The sequence below is a fragment of the Streptomyces sp. NRRL F-5126 genome, from assembly GCF_000721265.1.
Classification (GTDB): Bacteria; Actinomycetota; Actinomycetes; order Streptomycetales; family Streptomycetaceae; genus Streptomyces.
Genome location: NZ_JOFZ01000012.1, coordinates 353,494 through 374,108, shown reverse-complemented (window position 1 = coordinate 374,108; position 20,615 = coordinate 353,494). Strand labels below are relative to the sequence as shown.

Annotated in this window: 21 protein-coding genes; 8 read left to right on the top strand and 13 right to left on the bottom strand. The window is 72.9% G+C overall.

Going from position 1 to position 20,615, the window contains the following annotated elements; all coding sequences use genetic code 11:
* Positions 1-2: 2 nt before the first annotated feature.
* From IH48_RS0126475 to IH48_RS0126460, 4 genes are all read right to left on the bottom strand, one after another.
* Positions 3-1,004 (bottom strand): hypothetical protein, encoded by a 1,002-nt coding sequence (locus IH48_RS0126475; protein WP_030909717.1) that lies wholly within the window; start codon positions 1,002-1,004, stop codon positions 3-5.
* A 159-nt stretch (positions 1,005-1,163) separates the two neighbouring features.
* Positions 1,164-2,357, bottom strand: coding sequence for a PP2C family protein-serine/threonine phosphatase (locus IH48_RS0126470; RefSeq protein ID WP_030909715.1), 1,194 nt, complete (start codon positions 2,355-2,357; stop codon positions 1,164-1,166).
* A 103-nt stretch (positions 2,358-2,460) separates the two neighbouring features.
* Complete coding sequence (locus IH48_RS0126465; RefSeq protein ID WP_030909712.1) at positions 2,461-2,823, bottom strand: DoxX family protein; 363 nt, start codon at positions 2,821-2,823, stop codon at positions 2,461-2,463.
* Positions 2,820-3,344 carry a cupin domain-containing protein gene (locus tag IH48_RS0126460; protein ID WP_051840589.1) on the bottom strand — a complete coding sequence of 175 codons (525 nt, stop codon included), beginning with the start codon at positions 3,342-3,344 and terminating at the stop codon, positions 2,820-2,822. Before IH48_RS0126460 ends, IH48_RS0126465 begins: the two co-directional genes overlap by 4 nt.
* A gap of 80 nt (positions 3,345-3,424) precedes the next feature.
* On the opposite strand from IH48_RS0126460, the gene IH48_RS0126455 reads away from it, so the two are divergent.
* The gene (locus IH48_RS0126455) at positions 3,425-4,276 is read left to right on the top strand and encodes a LysR family transcriptional regulator (protein WP_030909709.1); all 852 of its coding nucleotides are present in this window, start codon (positions 3,425-3,427) and stop codon (positions 4,274-4,276) included.
* 55 nt (positions 4,277-4,331) lie between these two features.
* Here the strand turns inward: IH48_RS0126455 and IH48_RS0126450 are convergent, their stop codons facing one another.
* Entirely contained in the window at positions 4,332-5,153 is an 822-nt protein-coding gene (locus IH48_RS0126450) for an SDR family NAD(P)-dependent oxidoreductase (RefSeq protein WP_030909707.1), read from the bottom strand.
* A gap of 86 nt (positions 5,154-5,239) precedes the next feature.
* Here IH48_RS0126450 and IH48_RS0126445 point away from each other — a divergent pair, with 86 nt between their 5' ends.
* The gene (locus tag IH48_RS0126445; RefSeq protein ID WP_030909704.1) at positions 5,240-6,091 is read left to right on the top strand and encodes a helix-turn-helix transcriptional regulator; all 852 of its coding nucleotides are present in this window, start codon (positions 5,240-5,242) and stop codon (positions 6,089-6,091) included.
* Here the strand turns inward: IH48_RS0126445 and IH48_RS0126440 are convergent.
* Positions 6,081-6,635 (bottom strand): molybdopterin-dependent oxidoreductase, encoded by a 555-nt coding sequence (locus IH48_RS0126440; protein ID WP_078850098.1) that lies wholly within the window; start codon positions 6,633-6,635, stop codon positions 6,081-6,083. The two genes, IH48_RS0126445 and IH48_RS0126440, sit on opposite strands and share 11 nt — an antisense overlap.
* 395 nt (positions 6,636-7,030) lie before the next feature.
* Here IH48_RS0126440 and IH48_RS36380 point away from each other — a divergent pair, with 395 nt between their 5' ends.
* Both IH48_RS36380 and IH48_RS36375 read left to right on the top strand, forming a co-directional pair.
* The gene (locus tag IH48_RS36380) at positions 7,031-7,171 is read left to right on the top strand and encodes a hypothetical protein (RefSeq protein ID WP_158710355.1); all 141 of its coding nucleotides are present in this window, start codon (positions 7,031-7,033) and stop codon (positions 7,169-7,171) included.
* A gap of 73 nt (positions 7,172-7,244) precedes the next feature.
* On the top strand, positions 7,245-7,421 hold the full coding sequence (locus tag IH48_RS36375) for a hypothetical protein (RefSeq protein ID WP_158710354.1): 177 nt from the start codon (positions 7,245-7,247) through the stop codon (positions 7,419-7,421).
* Positions 7,422-7,680: 259 nt separating this feature from the next.
* On the opposite strand, the gene IH48_RS0126425 is transcribed toward IH48_RS36375, so the two are convergent.
* Positions 7,681-8,280 (bottom strand): TetR/AcrR family transcriptional regulator, encoded by a 600-nt coding sequence (locus tag IH48_RS0126425; RefSeq protein ID WP_037843273.1) that lies wholly within the window; start codon positions 8,278-8,280, stop codon positions 7,681-7,683.
* A gap of 242 nt (positions 8,281-8,522) precedes the next feature.
* Here IH48_RS0126425 and IH48_RS0126420 point away from each other — a divergent pair, with 242 nt between their 5' ends.
* Positions 8,523-8,729, top strand: a complete 207-nt coding sequence (locus IH48_RS0126420) for a hypothetical protein (RefSeq protein ID WP_030909698.1) — start codon at positions 8,523-8,525, stop codon at positions 8,727-8,729.
* On the top strand, positions 8,726-10,231 hold the full coding sequence (locus IH48_RS0126415) for an FAD-dependent monooxygenase (protein WP_030909695.1): 1,506 nt from the start codon (positions 8,726-8,728) through the stop codon (positions 10,229-10,231). Before IH48_RS0126420 ends, IH48_RS0126415 begins: the two co-directional genes overlap by 4 nt.
* A 192-nt stretch (positions 10,232-10,423) precedes the next feature.
* Here the strand turns inward: IH48_RS0126415 and glnA are convergent, their stop codons facing one another.
* On the bottom strand, positions 10,424-11,833 hold the full coding sequence (gene glnA, locus IH48_RS0126410; RefSeq protein ID WP_030909692.1) for a type I glutamate--ammonia ligase: 1,410 nt from the start codon (positions 11,831-11,833) through the stop codon (positions 10,424-10,426).
* 273 nt (positions 11,834-12,106) lie between these two features.
* On the opposite strand from glnA, the gene IH48_RS0126405 reads away from it, so the two are divergent.
* Positions 12,107-12,574, top strand: a complete 468-nt coding sequence (locus IH48_RS0126405; RefSeq protein WP_030909689.1) for an RDD family protein — start codon at positions 12,107-12,109, stop codon at positions 12,572-12,574.
* 697 nt (positions 12,575-13,271) lie between these two features.
* On the opposite strand, the gene IH48_RS0126400 is transcribed toward IH48_RS0126405, so the two are convergent.
* The 4 genes from IH48_RS0126400 to lipB form a co-directional block, all read right to left on the bottom strand.
* On the bottom strand, positions 13,272-13,970 hold the full coding sequence (locus tag IH48_RS0126400) for a DUF4191 domain-containing protein (protein ID WP_030909687.1): 699 nt from the start codon (positions 13,968-13,970) through the stop codon (positions 13,272-13,274).
* Positions 13,971-13,980: 10 nt separating this feature from the next.
* A complete protein-coding gene (locus IH48_RS0126395; protein WP_030909684.1) occupies positions 13,981-14,196 on the bottom strand; it encodes a hypothetical protein in 216 nt (71 codons plus the stop codon).
* Positions 14,197-14,515: 319 nt separating this feature from the next.
* Positions 14,516-15,517 carry a lipoyl synthase gene (gene lipA, locus IH48_RS0126390; protein ID WP_051840730.1) on the bottom strand — a complete coding sequence of 334 codons (1,002 nt, stop codon included), beginning with the start codon at positions 15,515-15,517 and terminating at the stop codon, positions 14,516-14,518.
* 157 nt (positions 15,518-15,674) lie between these two features.
* The gene (lipB, locus tag IH48_RS0126385) at positions 15,675-16,505 is read right to left on the bottom strand and encodes a lipoyl(octanoyl) transferase LipB (protein ID WP_030909678.1); all 831 of its coding nucleotides are present in this window, start codon (positions 16,503-16,505) and stop codon (positions 15,675-15,677) included.
* 375 nt (positions 16,506-16,880) lie between these two features.
* Between lipB and IH48_RS0126380 the strand changes: the two genes are divergently transcribed.
* Positions 16,881-18,509, top strand: a complete 1,629-nt coding sequence (locus IH48_RS0126380) for a hypothetical protein (RefSeq protein ID WP_030909675.1) — start codon at positions 16,881-16,883, stop codon at positions 18,507-18,509.
* 689 nt (positions 18,510-19,198) lie between these two features.
* On the opposite strand, the gene IH48_RS0126375 is transcribed toward IH48_RS0126380, so the two are convergent.
* Positions 19,199-20,560 (bottom strand): NAD(P)/FAD-dependent oxidoreductase, encoded by a 1,362-nt coding sequence (locus IH48_RS0126375; RefSeq protein WP_051840728.1) that lies wholly within the window; start codon positions 20,558-20,560, stop codon positions 19,199-19,201.
* Positions 20,561-20,615 lie beyond the last annotated feature (55 nt).

Genomic DNA, 20,615 nt, shown 5'->3' with positions numbered 1-20,615 from the left:
CCTCAGGCGGGGCCCGCCCCGGAGGCGCCGGTGTCCGCGCCTCCCGCGATCCTGCCGGTCATGTCGGCCGTCTTCGCCGCGGGCGGCGCGGTGACGTCGGCCTTCGTCCCGAAGTCCGTGAACCGGAGCTTCGAGTCCAGCGCGAGCTTCTTCCCCGCCGCCGAGCCGCCCGACCCGCTCCCGGCCGACGGGCTCTGCGCCGCCGACGCGGACGCGCCACTGCCGCCGCCCGCGCCCGGGGACATGGGCGCGGGTGTCCTGACCGCCGCCTTGACCTCCTCCTGGCGGATCCTGCCCTGGTCATCGAGCCACAGGTCGACCGGCAGCCTGTCGCCGAGCTGCTGCTTCAGCCGCTTGGCCTGCGCACCGCTGTCCTTCGCGAGCTTGTCCACGTCGACCGACACCTTGTAGTGCGTGGTCTTCGTGCCGTTCACCGTCTCCGTGCCGACCTTGGTGACGTTCTTGCCGCTCAGCCCCTTGACGTACGAGAACGGGGCGGCCGGGTCCGCCATGCGGGTCATGCCGCCCGCGCCGCCCGCGACCTTCTTCAGGTCGATCCTCACCCACGTCCTGCCACCCGGCAGCAGCTTCTTCGCGGCACTCGCCGGCAGCTTCTCGTAGAGGACGCCGTCCACGGTGCGTTCCTCGGTCCGCTGCCCCTGGACGCTCATGCGGAGGTCGCTCGCGCCGTTCGCCAGGTCGATCACGCCCGAGCCGCGGATCGTCGTGCCGCCGCCGTCCGTGCCGCCGACCGTGGTGCTCATGGTCATCTTCGCGGTCCTGGCGTCCGCCGTCTTCCGGTACGCCGACCGCACGGCGCTCGCGCTCTGCCCGTCGCCCGAGCCCCCGCCGCCCGACTCCGAGGCCGACGCGCCTGCCGCGGAGCCCGCCGACGAGGACGCCTCCCCCGCGCTGTGGGAGCCGCAGCCCGCCAGCACACCGACGGCCGCCGCACCACTGATCGCGAAGGCCGCCACCCGGCGGCCCGTGTTCTTCCGGACCATGCCATCTCCCGTTGTGCGCTTGCCTGTTCTGCCTTGGCCTCTCTTGTCCTGACAGGGGTCGGCTACCCGTCCCGCCAGTCCGCATACGCGGCCCCCGGACCGATGCGGGGCGATGCGGGGCGATGCGGGGCGATACGGCAGCCGCCCGCTGACCGCGTGTCAGCGTTCTGGCTTCCACTCCACCAGCACCAGCGTCGCGTCGTCGCGCAGCACGTCCCGCTGGCGGGCCAGCAGCGAGTGGATGAGCTGCCGCAGTGCCTCGGCCGGCATCGTGCCGGCGGCGGTGGCTCGGATGATGGTGTCGGTGAACCGTTCGAGGCCGAACTCCACGTCGCCGACGATCCGCGACTCGGTGACGCCGTCCGTGTACAGCAGCACACGGTCACCGGGCCGCAGCCGCTCCTCGTGCAGCGTCCGTGGGCTCGCGAACAGCTCGGACGGCATGCCCATCGGCGGCTCCGGCGTCCTCTCCAGCGCCTCTTCGAGCACCCGCTCGTCGCGGATGAGGAGCGGCGGGGGATGGCCGCAGTTGCACCACCGCAGGATCCCCTCGTCCGTGTCGAGCCGTGCCAGGATCCCGGTGCAGTACTGCTCGGGCAGCCAGCGGGCGAGTGCACGGTCGATGGTGCCGACCATCTCGGGCAGGTCCGCGTCGGCGCGCCGCGCGCTGCGGCACGCCGCCATCGCCACGGCCGTCGCCAGCCCCGCGGAGAGGTCGTGCCCCATGGCGTCGAGGATCACGGCGTGCAGCGTCGACCCGGTGAGCGAGTGGTCGAAGGCGTCACCGCCGAGCCGGTACGCGGGCTCCAGCACGGCGGTGGAGGTGGCGTGCCGGTTGGCGATGGTGCGCGGCGGCAGGAAGGCGCGCAGCAACTCGGCCGGCAGCCGCATCGTCTCCAGCCGGGTGCGGCGCGCGAAGTCTTCGCTGTACTCGCGCTTCGACACGACCACCATGGACAGCAGCGAGGCCAGGATGCGGCAGCGGCGCCTCAGCGCGGTGTCGACATCCACGGCCGTCACCCCGAGCACCCCGAGCCGCTCGGCCCCGTCCACGAGGGGCAGCCATGTCACCAGACGCTCGTGCCGTGTCTCCTCCATGCGCAGCCCGAGGGTCCGGTACGCGCGCCCCGCCATGGTGGAGTCGATGTCGAGGGGCGGCAGGCCGTCGACGAGCGGCACGAGGAGGCGCTGCTGGAGGTCGACGAGGTAGAGGTCGACCCGCTCGACACCGACGAGCGGGGCGAGCCGGCTCACGAGGACCGGCAGGTCCGTGGGAGACGCCTCGTGCGCCTCGGCCAGGAGCTCTTCGAGCATCTGCTCGTCGATGCCGCCGCCCGGGCCGTCTGCCGCCATCGTCGATCACCGCCCTCAAGGGCAGTCTCGCCCAGGCCCCGGCCCCTCGCGCCTCATGGGCACCCGGACGAGCGGCGGCAGGGCGCCGCCTGTGCGTCCGGGCTCACAGCCACGTCGTCGCCGTCGCGACGGCCGCCGCCGAGGCGAGGACGAGGACGATGTTGAGGGCGATCCGGCGGTCCCCGCGTGCCAGGTGCACCCTGATCGCGCCGGCCTGCAGCACCGTGAACCCGGCGGCCGCGGCCAGGGCGAGCCAGGGCGCGATGCCGGTCAGCGGCGGGAGCACGAGACCGGCCGCGCCGGCCACCTCGGCAGCGCCGAGCGCTCTGACGGCCGCCATCGGCATGTCGTCGACCCAGCCCATCATCGGGCGCAGCCGCTCGCGGCTGCGTACCAGCTTCAGGACGCCCCCGTAGAGGTAGAAGGCGGCGAGCAGGGCGGCGACGACCCAGTACACGGCGGTCACGAGCCCACCCGCGGCGGCTGCTCGCCCGCGGTCCCGCCCGCCGGCTCGGTGGCGTACCGGCTCATCACCAGGGCGGTCGCCTCCGGGGTGACGGCCCCGCCGCCGGCGATCATGTCGCGCAGGTCCCGGAAGTACTGCACGTACAGGTCGGGCGTGAACGTGCTGAGCATGACGGCCGGTTCGCCGGTCACATTGGCGAAGGTGTGGGGTGCCCCCGGCGGAACCATCACCAGCGTTCCCGCGGTCGCGTCGTGGACCTCGTCCCCGACGGTGAACCGGACGGCGCCGGAGATGACGTAGAAGCCCTCGTCGTGCTGGGCGTGCCGGTGCTGCGGCGGCCCGGGCGTGTGCGGGGCGAGTACGGACTCGGCGAGCCCGAGGCGGTGGCCGGTGTTGCTGCCGTCCTCCAGCACACGCAGCCGCGTGCTGCCGAGGACGATGGTCTCGCCGTCGCCGGGGCCCACCACCGACACGGCTGCTCCGGCGCTCTGATCGCCGCTGTTCTTCGGTTCTTCGCTCATGCCCCGATTGCACCGGCAGGGTGCGGCGGCTGTCCAAGACCTGTTCCACGTCCCCGATACCGTACGGGTATCGTCCCACCATGGAGCTACGCACGCTGCGCTACTTCGTGGCGGTCGCCGAGGAGCTGCACTTCGGCCGGGCCGCCGCCCGGCTGCACATGAGCCAGCCGCCGCTGAGCCGCGCCATCAAGCGGCTGGAGGCCGAGACCGGGGCGGCGCTGTTCGACCGGTCGCCCGCCGGCGTCGCGCTCACCGGGGTGGGGGAGGTGCTCCTCGACGAGGCGCGTGCCCTGCTCGACCGGGCGGACCGGCTGCGCGCACGCGTCGCCGCGGCGGCCGGCGCCGCGACGATCACCGTCGGCATCCTGGGTGGCAGCGCCGACCCGCACGCCATCCGGCTGGCCGGCGAATTCCGCAGGCTCCACCCGCGCGTCGAGGTCCGCGTCCGCGACACGGACCTGACCGACCCCACCTGCGGGCTGCACGCCGGCCTCGTCGACGTCGCACTGACCCGCGGACCGTTCGACGAGACCGGCCTCGCCGTACGGGTCCTGCGCGCCGACCCCGTGGGCGCGCTGCTGCGCGCCGACGACCCGCTGGCCCGCCGCGGGAGCCTGGAGCCGGCCGACCTGGCCGGCCGCCGCTGGTTCAGGTTCCCCGAGGGCACCGACGCCCTGTGGCAGGCGTACTGGAACGCCGGGGCCGTCCGCGATGGCCCGGTGGTGCGCGCCGTCCAGGAATGCAGGCAGGCCGTCCTGTGGAACGGCACGGTCGGCATGACGCTCCTGGACGACGAGCCGGCGGAAGGCCTCACGGTCGTGCCGCTGACCGGCGTGGAGCCGAGCCGAGCCGTGGTGGCGTGGAAGGAGGGCGACACGGATCCGCTGATCCGCTCGTTCGTGCGCACCGTGGCCACCGTCTACCGCGACTGAGCGGCCCCGGGCCGGCCCGGGACGGCCCACCGGCTCTCGGCCCGGCCCCTCGATCTCAGGCCCGTGCGCCGCCGTCCACTCGCAGCACCGTGCCGGTCACGTACGAGGCGCGGTCGCTGAGGAGCCAGGCCGCGGCCTGCGCGATCTCCCGCGGGTCCGCCGCGCGGCGCAGCGGTGTGTGTGCCGTGAGACGCTCCCGCAGACCCGGCGAGTCCTGCTCCCAGGCGCTGATCATGTCGGTCGGCGTGTTGCCTGGGGCGATGGCGTTCACGCGGATGCCCTCGGGGCCGTACGTGACGGCCGCCGACTCCGTGAGGCTGTTGACCGCCCGCTTCATGGCGCCGTAGGCCGGCAGCTCGGGGTTGCCCATCAGGCTGCCCACGGACGAGTTGTTGACGACGGCGCCCGTCCCGGCGGTGGCGCGGATCGCGGAGATCTCCGCGACCATCGCCAGCCACACGCCCTTCAGGTTCACGTCGTAGATCTGGTCGAAGTCGGCCTCCTCCATCCGGTCCATCGGGCCGGGCCGCTGGATCGTCGCACCGTTGTTGAAGGCGACGTCGAGTCGGCCGAACACGTCCACGGCGCGGTCCACGGCGGCGCGCACGGAGGCCGAGTCGGCCAGGTCGCACACGACGTACTCCGCGGTGCCGCCCGCCGCCCCGACCTCCTCGGTCACGGCCGCAAGCTGGGCCTCGGTCCTGGCCGCGAGCAGCACCCGGGCGCCCTCCTGGGCGAAGAGCCGGGCCGCGGCGGCCCCGATGCCGCGCCCGGCACCCGAGACGAAGGCGACCTTGCCTGCCAGCAGGCCCTCTCCCGCAGCGGCGCCGGACGTGCCGGTCACGCTGGTTGTGCTGGTCACACTGGTGTTGTCCATGGCACCGAGCCTGCGCCCGTCCGCGCGGGCCGGCCAGGCACCGGCAGTACCTGGCTGGGCGGCCGCCACCCGTACACACTGGATGCGTGGACAGAAGAGAACTGGCCGATTTCCTGCGCAGCCGGCGCGAGCGGATCGCACCCGCGGACGTCGGGCTGCCCGCGGGCACGCGCCGTCGCACGCCGGGGCTGCGGCGCGAGGAGGTGGCGCAGCTCGCGTACATCTCGATCGAGTACTACACGCGGCTGGAGCAGGCCCGCGCGCCGCGCCCGTCGCACGAGGTGCTGGCCGGGCTGTCCCGCGCCCTGCGCCTGTCGGACGCCGAGCGCGACCACCTCCACCACCTCGCGGGCGCGCCGCCGCTCCCGGCGGCCGGGCCGCCGCGCGCGGTACGGCAGAGCATCCTCGACCTGATGCGGCGCCTGCCGCAGGCGGCGGCGACGGTGACGTCCGCGAGTTTCGAGATCCTGGCCTGGAACGACCTGGCGGCAGCCCTGATGGAGGACTTCTCCGCCGTGCCGCGACGCGAACGCAACTTCGTGCGCCGCGTCTTCCTCGGCCCGCACACGAACGGGCAGCGCCTCTACGGGGTTTCCGATGCCGACGAGTTCGCCCGCAACGCGACACAGCGGCTGCGCGCCACGGCCGCCCGCTACCCCGACGACCCCGAGGTGGCCGAGCTCGTGGCCGAACTGCTCGACGGCAGCGAGGAGTTCACACGACTGTGGCAATCGCACGACGTGTCGGCCGAACCCTCACAGCACAAGACGTTCCAGCATCCGCTGGTCGGCCCGGTCACCGTCGACTGCGACGCCCTCGCGATCACCGACCGCGATCAGCAGCTCGTGATCTACACCGCGGCCCCTGGCTCCCCCTCGGAACAGGCGCTCCGGCTGCTTTCGGTCATCGGCACGCAGCGCATGGACGTCACGGGCTGAGTACCGCGGCGGATTCGCGGGAGCGCCGGCCACGCGCGGTGGGCGGTTCGCACTGCCCCGCCGTGCACCGGCCTATCCAGATGCGGGTGATCCGGCTGACATACCGTGCGCCGCAGCGGTCGGTCGAGACGACCAGCTGGCTGCCGGCGACGTCCAGATCCGTGCCGTCCATGCGGGTGGCCAGCACGATGGGCGCGCCGCCGAAATCGGGGTCCATCTCAGCCCAGGTCAGCACGGTGTGGTGACCGTCCAGACCCGTGACGGTCAGCAGAAAGTGGCAGCGGTCCTTGCGCCGTCGTGCGTCGAAGGCCGGCCCGGCGTCGGCGGCCACCTCCCGTAGGAGCGGCCCCTCGAAGGTGTGGTGCCGCACTCCGCTGGTGGCGCAGTCGAAGGTCACCTCGACCCGATGCTGTCGCCAACCCGCCCGCAGGTCGGCCACGGTCAGCGTCATGGTGCGGGCCACCTCGCCGCCCAGCACGAGCGCTGTTGGCGCACGATCCCCGGCCGGGCTGTCGGTGGTGCGAGGAGGAACGACACGGCTCATCGGCATCTGCCTTCCAGGAGAACCCGCGACCCCGTCAGGGCGGCTACGCCAGAGATACCCGAACACTGAATAGCAGAACCGCATTTGCGGCAATGCGACGCCTTTTCGTCTCGATTTTGCCAGCCGAAATCGTATACAATCCCGCAGATGCTAGGAGCGGCCACGGCAGTCCCTGTCGAGACCGCCGACGGAATCCGCCCGCACCATTGCCGCGTGCGTGGTGAGCCGGTCGGCGAGGACCCCGCACGCAGGTCGGGTCGGTGTCCGCGGAGGCGGCGAAGACCACCGCTTCTTCGGGCGTCCCGCCTCGGACTCGTGCCGGGCGGGGGCGCCTTCGTGCGTGCGGACCTTCTGCCGTCGCGTGGGCCGCCGTACGCCGGCCGTACGGGGCCTTCATGATGACGCCGGCCGGCCGGTACGACGTCGACCAGGGCCAGGCCGTCCTACCTCGCGTGCTGTCCTGGCGCGAGGCCGAGTGGCTCCGCGACGCCCTGACGGAACTGCTCGTGCCAACGCCGGTCGGGATGAGCCCATGATGGCCACCGTCCTTTCCGACGGGGACCGCGTCTTCCCCCGCGCGCACCGCGGCTGCCTTCCGGGCGGTGCGTCATGACGCAGTGCCGCAGGGGCGGGCACGAGTTCCCCGTCGAGGACGATTACGGCGGCTACCGCAAGGAGCACGGGGTCGAGCTCATCGGGAAGCGCTCGCACGACGAGGTGCGACCGCCGCACCCGCTCTTGCCCCGGCCCGTGGACGCCGATGAGCCCGCGTCGCGCGCCGGCTGACCGCTCCGGTCGGCGGCGGCACGTGACGGATCCGTCGGCCGGAACCAAGACCGACCCCGAATCGGTGGCCACTGACCGTCTCGGCTTCGCTCGTCCCGTCGAGGAGCGTGTCCAGCAGCGGTCCCACCCGACCTGGCCTGTCCGGGGGGCGGCCACCCTTTGCCGTCCTCGACGACGCAGCTGATCCCTGGAGATCGGATCGCTGCCCCACCGGCCGCAGCCGGGGCTGACCCCGTCGCCGTCACCGGCCCTGCCGTCGTCATGACGTCGGGGTTTCAGCCGAGGAGGCCTGGGCGCTGGTCAGCGCCCGCACGGTCGCCTGGAGGGTGCGGGCGAGTTCGTCGGGTTCGACGGGCTGATCGGTGTCGAGCCAGGTCAGGATGGCATCGAAGATGACGGCCGCCATGAGGGCGGCGATCCATCGGCGTCGAGCCGGGTCGGGGATGCGTTCACGCAATCGGGTCTCGGCAGTCTGCCTGGCGTTGGTGTCCAGCTCGTCGACGTAGTCGGCGAAGTCCGGCTCCCGGCGGGCGTGGCGGTACAGCAGCCGGAAACCGTCCGGGGCCTCGCGGGCGGCCAGGGCGAGTTCTGCCACGGTGTCAGGGTTGAGCTGCGGGTCACGCACGTGGTCGCGGATGCGTCGGCGGGTGTCGAGCAGGACCGCGAGGTACAGGTCGTGCTTGGACTCGAAGTGCCGGTAGATGATCGCTTTGGTGACCCCCGCCGCGGCGGCGACGTCGTCCAGGCTGGTGGCCGCGAAACCGGCCTGCATGAACGAGCGGGCCGCCGCCGCCACGAGCTGGGCTCGGCGCTCCTCGCGCCCCAGCCGCCGCGTTGGCTTCGATCTTTCCTCACTCACCGTGCCACCACCGAACTTTCTCTAGTATCCTTCATAGTGTACAAAGCCAAGTGTATATTGTTCGTTAGACACGGTGCCGCGAGGGGAGGGGTCGGCATGGATCGGCTGCCGTTCGCACGCGGGCAGACCTGCCGGCGTTGGCGCCGTGATACCCGCAACTGCAACAGCAGGCCCCGTCTCGCGGGTGTGCACCCCGACTGGGGATACCGCATGGCTGGTCTGCACGTCTGAAGGAGAGTGTCATGTTCCTCATCCCGCTCCTGTTTCACAGCTACCTCGGCCTCACCGGCACCATCGTGCTCGTCGTCGCGCTGGTTGCACTGCAAATCGCACTCCGCCGCCGCCGCGCCCGGCGCAGCGGCGGACCTCAGGCACCCCGCGGCACCACACGTGGACGCGCCCGGCGCACCGACAACGACCGCACCACCACCACGAAGCCGTCGCGATGACAGACTCGTACGAGGAGATCGACGCCGACGTCCTGGTCGTGGGGGCCGGTCCGACCGGGTTGATGCTGGCCTTCGAGCTAACCCTGGCCGGAGCGAGCGCGATCGTGGTGGAGAAGGCCGAACACCCCAACCCCCAGTCCCGGGCCGGCAACATCCAACCGCGCACCGCGGAAGTGCTGGACATGCGGGGCCTGCTCGATGAGATCTCCGACCCGGCGACCCGGACTCTGTCGCGCGTGGGGCACTTCGCCGGGCTGCCCGTGCGGCTTGACTACACCACGTGGAACACGCCCTACCCAGCCAGCTTGGCCATCGGGCAAGGCCGCATCGAACGCCACCTCGAACGCCTGCTGACCGGGAACGGCACGCCGGTCGAGCGTGGTCAGGAGGTCCTCGGCGTCACCCAGGACGAAGACGGTGTCGAGATCAGGACCGAGCATCGTCGCCGGCGGGCCCGCTATCTGGTCGGCTGTGACGGCGCGCACTCCGCCGTGCGTCGCCTGAGCGACGTCGCGTTCCCCGGGCAGCCCGCCACCAGTCGCTCCACCGTGGTTGACCTGGACCTCACCGGGGACACCCCACCTCCGGGGCAGCACTTCTCCGACTACGTCCGCCATGCCGGCGACCGCTGGACGATGCTGCACCCGATCGAGGACGACCGGTTCCGCATGATGTTCGGCCGCACCGGCGCCGGTCTCGCCGAGGCCGACGAAGGCCCGGTGCATCATGAGGAAGTCGCTCAAGCGTTGCGGGCCACCCACAGCGACCGGGTGCAGGTGCGCGCGGTGCTGGCGGGGTCCCGGTTCAGCGACGCCACCCGCCAGATCGAGCAGTACCGCCACGGCCGGATCCTGTTCGCCGGCGACGCCGCACACATCCACGCCCCGATCGGCGGCCAAGGAGTCAACCTCGGTATCCAGGATGCGACCAACCTCGGCTGGAAGCTGGCAGCCGAACTGCGCGGCGACGCCCCCACCGGGCTGCTCGACAGCTACCACGCCGAACGACATCCCGCCGCCGCGCAGTCGCTGCAACTGACCCTGGCTCAGCGGGCCATCATGAACCCCACCGCACCCGAGTCCAGCGCTCTGCGCGGTCTCATGCTCGACCTCGCCGAACTCCCCGACGTGGTCGCGCGGCTGTCCGGGCTGATGTCCGGTTTGGCGCTGCGCTACGAGTTGCCCGGGCCCGACCATCCGCTGCTGGGTGCCCGGGTACCCGAGGCCACCCTCGCTACCGAGGCCGGCCCGCGGCGGCTCGCTGAGCTCTTGCACCCTGGCCGCGCGCTCGTCCTGCTGTTTTCCGACCGGCTCCGGCCCGAGCTGCCCGACAGCCCGCATGGTCCCTTGATCATCCGGGCCGACCCGGTACCCGAAATCCCCGCCGCTGCCGCCCTTGTCCGCCCTGATGGTTATATCGGCTGGGTCGGCGACGACATCGCCGGCCTGACCCAGGCACTCGCCACCTGGATCACCAACGCAACACCTCTCCACAGCGCGTGACCACTCCGAGCCGATCAAGACCCGGATGTCCATGACCGCGGTACCGATCCCCGACGCGTTCCCCGGAACGAGAAGCGCCGCGCCCGCGCGAAGGCCGCCGGCCTTCCGGCTCCGAGGCGGTGGTGGTCCAGCACCGCCTCCGCCACTCCTCGGCGAAGACGGTGCTGGACACATACGGTCGACAGATGATCTTTAAATGTCGAAGTAAAGCTCGAACTCGTGCGGGTGCGGGCGCAGCTGGATCGGGGCGATCTCCTTCGTGCGCTTGTAGTCGATCCACGTCTCGATCAGGTCAGCCGTGAAGACGCCGCCCGCCTGGAGGTACTCGTTGTCCGCCTCAAGCGCGTCAAGGACGGCCGGGAGGGATGTCGGGACCTGGGGGACGCCCGCGTGCTCCTCGGGGGCGAGCTCGTAGAGGTCCTTGTCGATCGGCTCCGCCGGCTCGATCTTGTTCCTGACGCCGTCGAGACCCGCGAGCAGCAGCGCCGAGAACGCCAGGTACGGGTTGGACGAGGGGTCGGGCGCGCGGAACTCGACGCGCTTGGCCTTCGGGTTCGAGCCCGTGATCGGGATGCGCATCGCCGCGGAGCGGTTGCGCTGCGAGTAGACCAGGTTGACCGGCGCCTCGAAGCCCGGGACCAGGCGGTGGTACGAGTTCACCGTCGGGTTCGTGAAGGCCAGCAGCGACGGCGCGTGCTTCAGGATGCCGCCGATGTAGAAGCGCGCCGTGTCCGACAGGCCCGCATAGCCCTGCTCGTCGTAGAAGAGCGGCGAACCGTTCTGCCACAGCGACTGGTGCACGTGCATGCCCGAGCCGTTGTCGCCGAAGATCGGCTTCGGCATGAACGTCGCGGTCTTGTTGTTGCGCCACGCGACGTTCTTGACGATGTACTTGAACAGCATCAGGTCGTCAGCCGCGTGCAGCAGCGTGTTGAACTTGTAGTTGATCTCCGCCTGGCCCGCGGTGCCGACCTCGTGGTGCTGGCGCTCGACCTCAAGGCCGGCCTGTTCGAGCTCCAGCGAGATCTCGGCGCGCAGGTCCGCGAAGTGGTCCACCGGCGGGGCCGGGAAGTAGCCGCCCTTGTAGCGGACCTTGTAGCCGCGGTTCTCCTCCGTCGAGCCGGTGTTCCAGGCGCCGGCCTCGGAGTCGATGTGGTAGAAGCCCTCGTTCGACGTCGTGTTGAAGCGCACGCTGTCGAAGACGTAGAACTCCGCCTCCGGCCCGAAGAACGCGGTGTCCGCGATGCCCGTCGACGCCAGGTAGGCCTCGGCCTTCTTCGCGATGTTGCGCGGGTCGCGGCTGTACTGCTCGCCCGTGATCGGGTCGTGGATGAAGAAGTTGATGTTCAGCGTCTTGTCACGGCGGAACGGGTCGACACGCGCGGTCGCCAGGTCGGCGCGCAGCGCCATGTCCGACTCGTGGATCGCCTGGAAGCCGCGGATCGACGAGCCGTCGAACGCGAGCTCCTCCGTCGGATCGAACGTCTTCGCCGGGACCGTGAAGTGCTGCATCACACCGGGCAGGTCGCAGAAGCGCACGTCGACGAACTTGACGTCCTCGTCCGAGATGAATTTCTTGGCCTCGTCGGCGTTCTGGAACATCCAGCTCCTCCTCCTCCCGCCTCGGGGAGGGGCGGGGGCTTGAAACTCGGCTGTGCGGGCGAGCGGTCCGTACTCCCTCGGCCCGTGCACGCGGCACACGATGACGGCGACCTTATGTTTCCGCCATTTCTCCAGGATGACCCGTTTGTTTCGCGCACGTTAACCGGCACGCCGCCGCGGGTGCGAGTGCGGTGACGCGCGCGGGAGCGCGCGGCGTGCGCGAACGTGGGGGCGGGCGGCCGCTGGGCCGCGCCCGGCGCGTACCGTGGAGCCGTGGACAACAGGCAAGCAATCGGATCCTGGCTCTCCGGGCCCCGCGCGGCGGCCGAGGACATGGGCGTCGACTTCGGGTACCGCGGCCAGCGGCTCGGCCTGCCGCAGGACGGCCCTGGCTCCGTTGCGCCGCTCGGCCGGCGCTTCGGCGCCATCTTCGTCGACTGGGCGCTGTGCGTCATCGTCGTGTACGGGCTGATCACGCGCGGCAGCGCGAACGTCGTCGAGAACTGGGCGCTCGCCGTCTTCTTCGTGCTCAGCGCCCTCACCGTCGGCACGCTCGGCTTCACCCCGGGCAAGCGGCTCTTCCGCCTCCGGGTCGTCTCCGAGGCCGGAGGCAGGCTCGGCTTCGGGTGGGCGCTGATCCGCTGCGTCCTGCTCTGCCTGGCGATCCCCGCGCTGATCTGGGACCGCGACGGCCGCGGCCTGCACGACCGGCTCGGCCGCGCCGTCCAGGTCAGGATGTAGCCGCGCCGCGCAGCCCGATCGCTGGGCGCCCGGGCCGAGGTGCCCGCCGGACCGCCCTGAGCGCCGGACCGAGCACGCCTGGCGCCGCCGGGCCGCACTCAGCCGTCGGGGCGCCGACGGCGAGCCGAGACGCGCGGGCCCGCGTGGCCCCCTGGTGAGGGGCCGGAGCCGCCGCACCGCAAGGGCCGGAGCGCGCCGAGCGGCCGGGTCGAGAGCACTGGCCCCCTCGGCTGCCGGTGATGCGCCGGAGGGCGCCGAGCGGCCGGGTGCCCGCGGGCTGCCGCCGGTGCGCCGGATCGGCCGCCGGACGCCGCCGGTCCGGCCACGCTCAGCCGTCGGCGCCGGGCGGGCTGTGCTCGACCGTCAGGGCGCCGACGCCGGGTGGGGCCGCGCTGTGCGCCGGGAGCGCCTGGTTATGGTCCCGGGCCGCCGAACCGCGTACCGGACCGCGCCGGCCGGCCGCACCGCGGGGGCCGGAGTGCGCCGAGCCGCCGGGCGCCCGGCCGAAGCCGGTGCGCCGGGCGGCTCGGCGCGACCAGCCCCACCGCCCGGCTGTCGACGCCGCTGAACCGCGCTGACGGGCCGAGTCGGCGTGCCAAGCCGCCCGCGTGCGCGCGGGCATCGAGCCGCCATCGGGCCCGGACATGTGGAAGGGGGCGGCCGGTACCCGGCCGCCCCCTTCCACATCGCCCGCGCGTCAGCGCATCTTGCCGCCCTTCGGCATGCGCACGTTCTTCGGCATGGGCCCCTTCGGCAGCGGCATGTTGCTCATCAGGTCGCCCATCGCGCGCAGCCGGTCGTTGGTGGCCGTCACCGTCGGCCCGTCCACCACGCGCGGCAGCTTCAGCAGCGTGGCGCGCACCTTCTTCAGCGGCACCTGCCCCTCGCCGTCACCCACGATGATGTCCCGCACCGGCACGTCGACGACGACGCGCGCCATCTTCCGCTTCTCGGCCGCGAGCAGCGACTTCAGCCGGTTCGGGTTGCCCTCGGCGACCAGCACGATGCCCGCCTTGCTCACCGCGCGGTGCACGACGTCCTGGCTGCGGTTCATCGCCACAGCCGGTGTAGTCGTCCAGCCGCGTCCCACGTTCTCCAGGACCGCGGCGGCCGCTCCGGGCTGCCCCTCCATCTGCCCGAAGGCCGCGCGTTCCGCGCGGCGGCCGAAGATGATCGCCATCGCGAGGAACGCCAGGATGAAGCCCAGGATCCCCAGATAGAGCGGGTGGCCGAGCGCGAAACCGATGGCGAGGATGACACCGAAGGTGACGATTCCCACGCCCGCGATGACAAGACCGACTTTGGGATCGACCCGCCGGGTCATCTTGTAGGTCTGGGCGATCTGCTTCAGTCGCCCCTGGTTCGCAGCAGAGTCTGCGTTGTCCTTCCTCGCCATACAGGAAAGTTTACGTGGCTTGGGAAGAGCGGTCGGACACAGCCTCGATCACGGACTGGCTCTCCGCGCGTGCGCGGGCGGCGCGCCGGTCCTCAACCACCGCTGACCAGGCATTTCGGCGCGCCGTCCGCTGACCGCCGGCCAGCAGCAGCGTCTCCACGGCGCGCAGCGCGAAACGTGCTGCCGCCAGCGGACGGGCAGTGGGGCGTACCGGCGCGGCCTGCATGATGTCGATCTCCCTGGCGAGACGAGCGGGGAAGAGCGGGATGGTGCGGTGCGATGAATGGTGCGGTGCGATGAGGTGCCGTGTGGTCCGCGGCCGCGGCTGCCCCGGGCGTGCCCGGCGTGTGCGGTGCGTGCGTGCGGCGTCACTCATCGGTGTTACCAGCGCGTGACCCGGCGGTCAAACCGCCGTGACCCGGGGCCGCGGACGCGCCGCGTGCGCCCCGGCGCGCGAGCGGCCCGTACGCGCCCCTCACCTGGGACGTACGTACGGGCCGCTCGGGCAAGCACTGCTACTCGCCGGTAATCACTTGTGCGCGGATTCACACCGCCGGCGGAACCGCCCCGACGCCGGAGGCCGCCCCGACGCCCGCGGGCTGCTGCGCGCTCCTGCGTTCCATCGCCTGCTGGAACAGGCGGCCCGCACGGTAGGAGGAGCGCACCAGCGGCCCCGACATCACGCCGGAGAAGCCGATCTGCTCGGCCTCCTCCTTCAGCTCGACGAACTCGTCGGGCTTCACCCACCGCTCGACGGGGTGGTGGCGCACCGAAGGACGCAGGTACTGCGTGATCGTGATCAGCTCGCAGCCCGCCTCGTGCAGCTGCCGCAGCGCCTCGCTGACCTCGGCGCGCTCCTCGCCCATCCCCAGGATCAGGTTGGACTTGGTGATGAGCCCGGCCTCGCGCGCCTTCGTGATGACGTCGAGCGAGCGCTCGTAGCGGAAGCCGGGGCGGATGCGCTTGAAGATGCGCGGCACCGTCTCGACGTTGTGCGCGAGCACCTCGGGCCGCGACGAGAACACCTCGGCGAGCTGCTCGGGCACCGCGTTGAAGTCGGGGATGAGCAGCTCGACCTTGGTCGCGCCCGCCTCGCGGGCCGCCGTCATCGCGTGGATCTGCCGCACCGTCTCCGCGTACAGCCAGGCGCCGCCGTCCTCCAGGTCGTCGCGCGCGACGCCGGTGATCGTGGCGTAGTTCAGGTCCATTGTGACGACGGACTCGCCCACGCGCCGCGGCTCGTCACGGTCGAGCGCCTGCGGCTTGCCCGTGTCGATCTGGCAGAAGTCGCAGCGCCTGGTGCACTGGTCGCCACCGATGAGGAAGGTCGCCTCGCGGTCCTCCCAGCACTCGAAGATGTTCGGACAGCCGGCCTCCTGGCAGACCGTGTGCAGGCCCTCGCTCTTGACGAGTTTCTGCAGCTGGTTGTACTCGGGCCCCATCTTCGCCCGGGTCTTGATCCACTCGGGCTTGCGCTCGATGGGGGTCTGGCTGTTCCGGACCTCCAGGCGCAGCATCTTGCGTCCGTCGGGTGCGACAGCGGACACGTCCGGCACCTCTTTCTGGCTGGCGCGGCATTCGATTCTTCGGCGAATACCAGGTTACGCCCGTGCATTACGTGGTCTTGTGGTCCGTTCGGACCGTGGTCTCTGGGTCACGGAGGGCTCTCGGGCCGCAGGGCCCGCCGCGTCGGGCAGGCCGTGGTCAGGCGCTCGCGCCCTCCAGCGCCGCGTCCGCGTCCGTGGCGGACACGGGGGAGGCGGCGGAATCGGAGGGCGCCTCCGCCAGCACCTCGCGCAGGTGCCGCTCCACCACGGGCAGGACCTCCGCGACGGGCACATCGCGCCCCAGCTCGTATGCGAGCGACGTCACCCCCGCGTCCCGGATGCCGCACGGCACGATGCGGTCGAAGTACGTGTTGTCGGGGTTCACGTTCAGCGAGAAGCCGTGCATCGTGACGCCCTTGGCGACGCGGATGCCGATGGCCGCGAGCTTGCGGTCCTCACGCCGCTGCCCCGCGTTGGACGGCGCGTACTCCGGGCCGTTGAGCCGCGGGTCGAAGTCGTCCGTCTTGACGCGCGGGTCGAAGTCCAGCACGAGGCCGGGGGAGGCCGCGCGGTCCGCGACCGCGTCGCCCAGCACCCACACCCCGCTGCGGCCCTCCACCCGGGTCGTCTCCACGCCGAACTCGGCGGCCGTCCGGATCAGCGCCTCCTCGAGGCGCCGGACGTGCGCGATGACGTCCACCGGGTTCGGCAGCTTCAGGATCGGGTAGCCCACCAGCTGGCCGGGACCGTGCCAGGTGATCTTGCCGCCGCGGTCCACGTCGATCACCGGGGTGCCGTCGAGGGGCCGCTCGTCGTCGCGCGTGCGCCGGCCGGCCGTGTAGACGGGCGGGTGTTCGAGCATCAGGCAGGTGTCGGGTACCTCGTCGGCGACGCGTGCGGCGTGCACGCGGCGCTGCTCCTCCCATGCGTCCAGGTAGGCGACGGCCTCGTCGCCGAAGCCCAGACGGACGAACCGCAGCTCATCCACGGCAGTGCCTCCTTGTGGCTGCGGCAGCGCAGCCGTCGGTCCAGCTTCCGGTGCGTCGAAGGAGCGCCCGGCACACCGCGGACGTGGTGCGCAGGGGGCGTTTTCCGTGCACTCCGGCGCTTCCGCAACTGTACGGCGGCGGACGGGCAACGTGACGGGGAGGTGGTGGGCGGCCGGTGGACGGCCGATCGGCGCATGTGCCGGAGGCAGATTCACGCGCCGCTCGGCAGAGGTTGCGCGGATCCTCACACGATCGGATGAACCCGGTGTGAAAGCCGGTGTGAGGTTGCTTTTTACCGCTAAATTCGCGCCGATCGTGAGGGGCCGATGGTATGGGGCTGCCCCGGGCCCGGAAGGCAGGAGACCGTACAGCTGATGTCGGAACGACCTCCGCAGCGCAATCCCAACAACAGGCTCGCCGCGCTCATCGCAGAAGCAGGCTTCTCCCACGCGGGCCTCGCCCGCAGGGTCGACCAGCTCGGCCTCGAGCACGGGCTCGACCTCCGCTACGACAAGACGTCCGTCACCCGCTGGCTGCGCGGCCAGCAGCCGCGCGGCACCACTCCGGCGCTGATCACCGAGGTGTTCACGCGCAGACTCGGCCGCCGCCTGACCACCCAGGACCTCGGGCTCGACGCGTGCGCGCCCGTCTACGCGGGGCTGGAGTTCGCCGCCACGCCCGAGGAGGCGGTCGACATCGTCGGCGGGCTGTGGAAGAAGGACTCGGGCAGCCACGCGGAGCTTCGCAAGATCGCGTTCACGCCCGCGGGGCTCGTGGTGCCCAGCAGGGACTGGCTGATCGGCAGGCCCGACGAGCGCGTGGGGCACCCGGCGGTGGCGTCGGGCGCGGCCGGCGCCACCGCGCCGCGGAGACCGGCCCCGGCGGGCGCGGTCGGCGGACCCGGCGCTGCGGGTACGGCCGTGGCCTCCGGTCCGGCCACGGGCGGCCCGGGAGGCGGCGGCGCCGGAGGCGGTGGCGCGGGGGAGGTCCGGGTCCCGTCGCAGCCGTCGGCCGGCCCGCTGGAGTCGGGGCCACGGGCCGCGGCTGTGCCGCGGCCTCGGCCGCACACCGGCGGCGCGGGCCGCGCGGGCGTGCCAGGTCCCCGGGTCTCGGCGGGCGACATCGCGGCCCTCAAGTCGGTGGGCGAGCTCTTCCGCACCCTCGACCAGCGCTACGGCGGCGGCCACGCCCGCCAAGCGCTCGTCCGCTACCTCGAACACGAGGCCGAGCCGATGCTCCGCGGCCTGTACGGGGAGTCCGTCGGACGGCGCCTGTTCGGCGCCGTGGCCGACCTGACGAGGCTCGCCGGCTGGACGTCGTACGACATCGCTGCCCACGGCCTCGCCCAGCGCTACTTCGTGCAGGCGCTCCGGCTCTCGCAGGCGGCGGACGACCGGGCGTACGGCTCGTACGTGCTCGTGACGATGAGCCGCCAGGCGGTGTACCTCAGCCACGGGCGGGAGGCGGTGCAACTCGCGCGGGTGGCGCAGCAGGGCGTGGGGGCGTCGGCGCCGCCGGTCGTGCAGGCCCTGTTGCAGGCGGCGGAGGCGCGCGGGCACGGCGTACTCGGGGATGCGCGCGCGTGCACGTCGGCGCTGCTGCGCGCCGAGCGGGCGCTGGAGGCGGCGCGGCCGGGGGAGGAGGTGCCGTACTGGGCGCGGTTCTTCGACGAGGCGCAGCTCGCGGACGAGTTCGGGCACTGCCACAGGGACCTCTCGCAGTACCGCGCGGCCGCCCAGCACGCGGAGCGCTCGCTGAGCCTGCGCGGGCCCGAGCTGGCGCGCAGCAGGCTGTTCTGCACGGTCGTGCTGGCCACGGCGCGTCTCGGCCTCGGCGAGCTCGACCAGGCGTGCGCGCTGGGCGCCGAGGCGGCGCAGGCGGCGTCGGAGATGAGGTCGGTGCGCGCGGTCGAGTACGTACGCGACTTCGAACGCCGTCTGGAGCCGCACCGGGACGCGGTCGCGGTGCGCACGTACCGCGACCGCGTGACGGCCCTGCGCTGACGGCGCGCCCGCGCGGCGCGGGCGGCCCACTTCGCCCGGTGCGGGCGCTTGCGGGCCGGGCGCGGGCGTGGCGCCCGTGCGGGCGGCCGACCACACCGGCCGCGGGGCGGCCCCGCGCGGCAGCGGCGTCGCGCCCGGGCGCCTGTGTGTCGCCGCCCGGTCCGTCGCCGGTGCGGGGCCGTCGTCAGTGGCGCGCGACGCAGTGGCTGCCTGCCTGCCCGGCAGCGTCCGCTGCGAGACCGGCCACCGTTGCCGGGAAACGGCTCCGGCGGCGTCGGCAGCGCGAGGCGACCCGCTGCGCCCGGCGCGGGCCGCCGTGGCCCCGCGGTGGCCTCGCGGCGTACGAGGGGCCTGAGGCCCATACGCGACGGGCGGGGTGTGGGTCACCACGGTCGTCGCGTCAGCGGCGGCCGGTCGGCCGGCCTGAGCGGGAGGACAGCGGCGCGCTACGCGTCGGGAAGCGTGTGCCGCTCGGTCGCGCCGCACGCGTGGCAGCCCGCCCCGGGGTCGCTGCTGAGGCGGTCCTCGCGGGCGGTAGGTACACCGAGGGCGCGGTGGCGCGGCTTCCGCCCAGACGCGCGGACTTCCCCCGCGGCCTGGACGCGGTGGGGCGATCCCCGCTGCGACGAATTCGCGCCCGTCGCAGGGGGCCTGCGCCCGCGAACCGAGGCGCGGCGCGCGGCCGCGCGCTATGCGGCGGCCCCCTCTGGCGCCTGCCTCGTGGGGCGCGCAGCCTCCGCCGCGTCCTCAGGCCGGTCGCCGCCGCTCACGCGGGCCACGCCCAGGTCCTTCATGGCCGCGTGCGCCGCTCTGCGGCCCGAGTGCAGCGCGCCCTCGACCGTGTTGACCTCGCGGTGGTCACCGCACACGTACAGGCCCGCCAGCAGCCGCACCGCCCTGCGCACGTCGTGCGGCGGGCGCGTCGTCACGACCGCCTCGGGATCGTGGTTGACCGCCAGCGTCTCCCAGCGGTGCGTCGTCACGCCGTACATCCTCGCCAGGTGGCGCCGCACGTCACGTTCCGCGGGCGGCGGGCCCAGCACCGTCGACGTGACGAGCACGCCGCCACGCGGCGCCCGCGCCGGGTCCACGGCGCTCATCACCGCCGTGTGGGACACGGGCCCGGCGCGGTCCGCGTCCAGCAGCAGCGAGGCGCCCGAGGGCGGCGGTTGCGGCGCGCTGTGGTGCACCACCGTCACCGGCTGGAAGCCCGGCATCCGCAGCCCGGGCAGTAACCCGGCCGCCGCGCGGGCCCCGGTCGCCACCACCAGCGCCCGGCACGCGATCTCGCCGTGCTCCTTCGTCGTGACGCGGCTGATCGACGCGTCTGTCACGCACACGTCCGTGTACAGCGCGCACCCCGGCGGAAGCGTCGCCGCCAGCAACCGCGGCAGCGCCGCCGAGCCGCCCTCCGGCACGCAGAGCCGCCCGCGCGCGAATCCACGCAACACCAGATCGGCGCACCGGCTCGACGACGTCAGCTCCGGGTCGTACAGCAGCGCGGACAGCAGCACACGCACGAGCGGAGACGTGTACGCCTCACGCGCGGTGCGTTCAGGGCGCGACACCAGGTGCGCGGTGGGCACGGTGGCGAGGCGCCCGAGAAGCGCGCCCAACCTGGCCTGGCCGAGCGCGACCGGGCGCGGCGGCAGCAGCGACAGGGGGCGGACGCTCGTCAGGGCGCGCGCTGACAACAGCGCGCTCCGTGCGCCCTGCGCGCTCCGTCCGCTCCGTTCGCTCCGTGCGGGGCCGGCGACCACGCCCGTCCGGTACCGCCTGCCGCAGCTGTGCACGGCGAAGCCGGGGGCGAACATCCGCAGCGGCACGGCGTCGAGCCCCGGCGTGCGCCGCAGCGCCGGGTACGCGGTGGAGAGCAGCGGCCCCAGCCGGTCGAGCAGGAAGCCGTCAATGCGGTCGGTCGCCATGCGGCCGCCGACGTGCGGCGCGGCCTCCAGGACGGTGACCGTCAGGCCCGCGGCGGCGAGATGGTGCGCGGCGGCGAGGCCCGCGGCGCCGGCGCCGAGCACGACGACGTCGGCCCGGGCCTCCATGGTGGTGCGGGCACTGACGCGCGGCAGTTGTTCGAGCACGGGCCCCTCCCCGAGG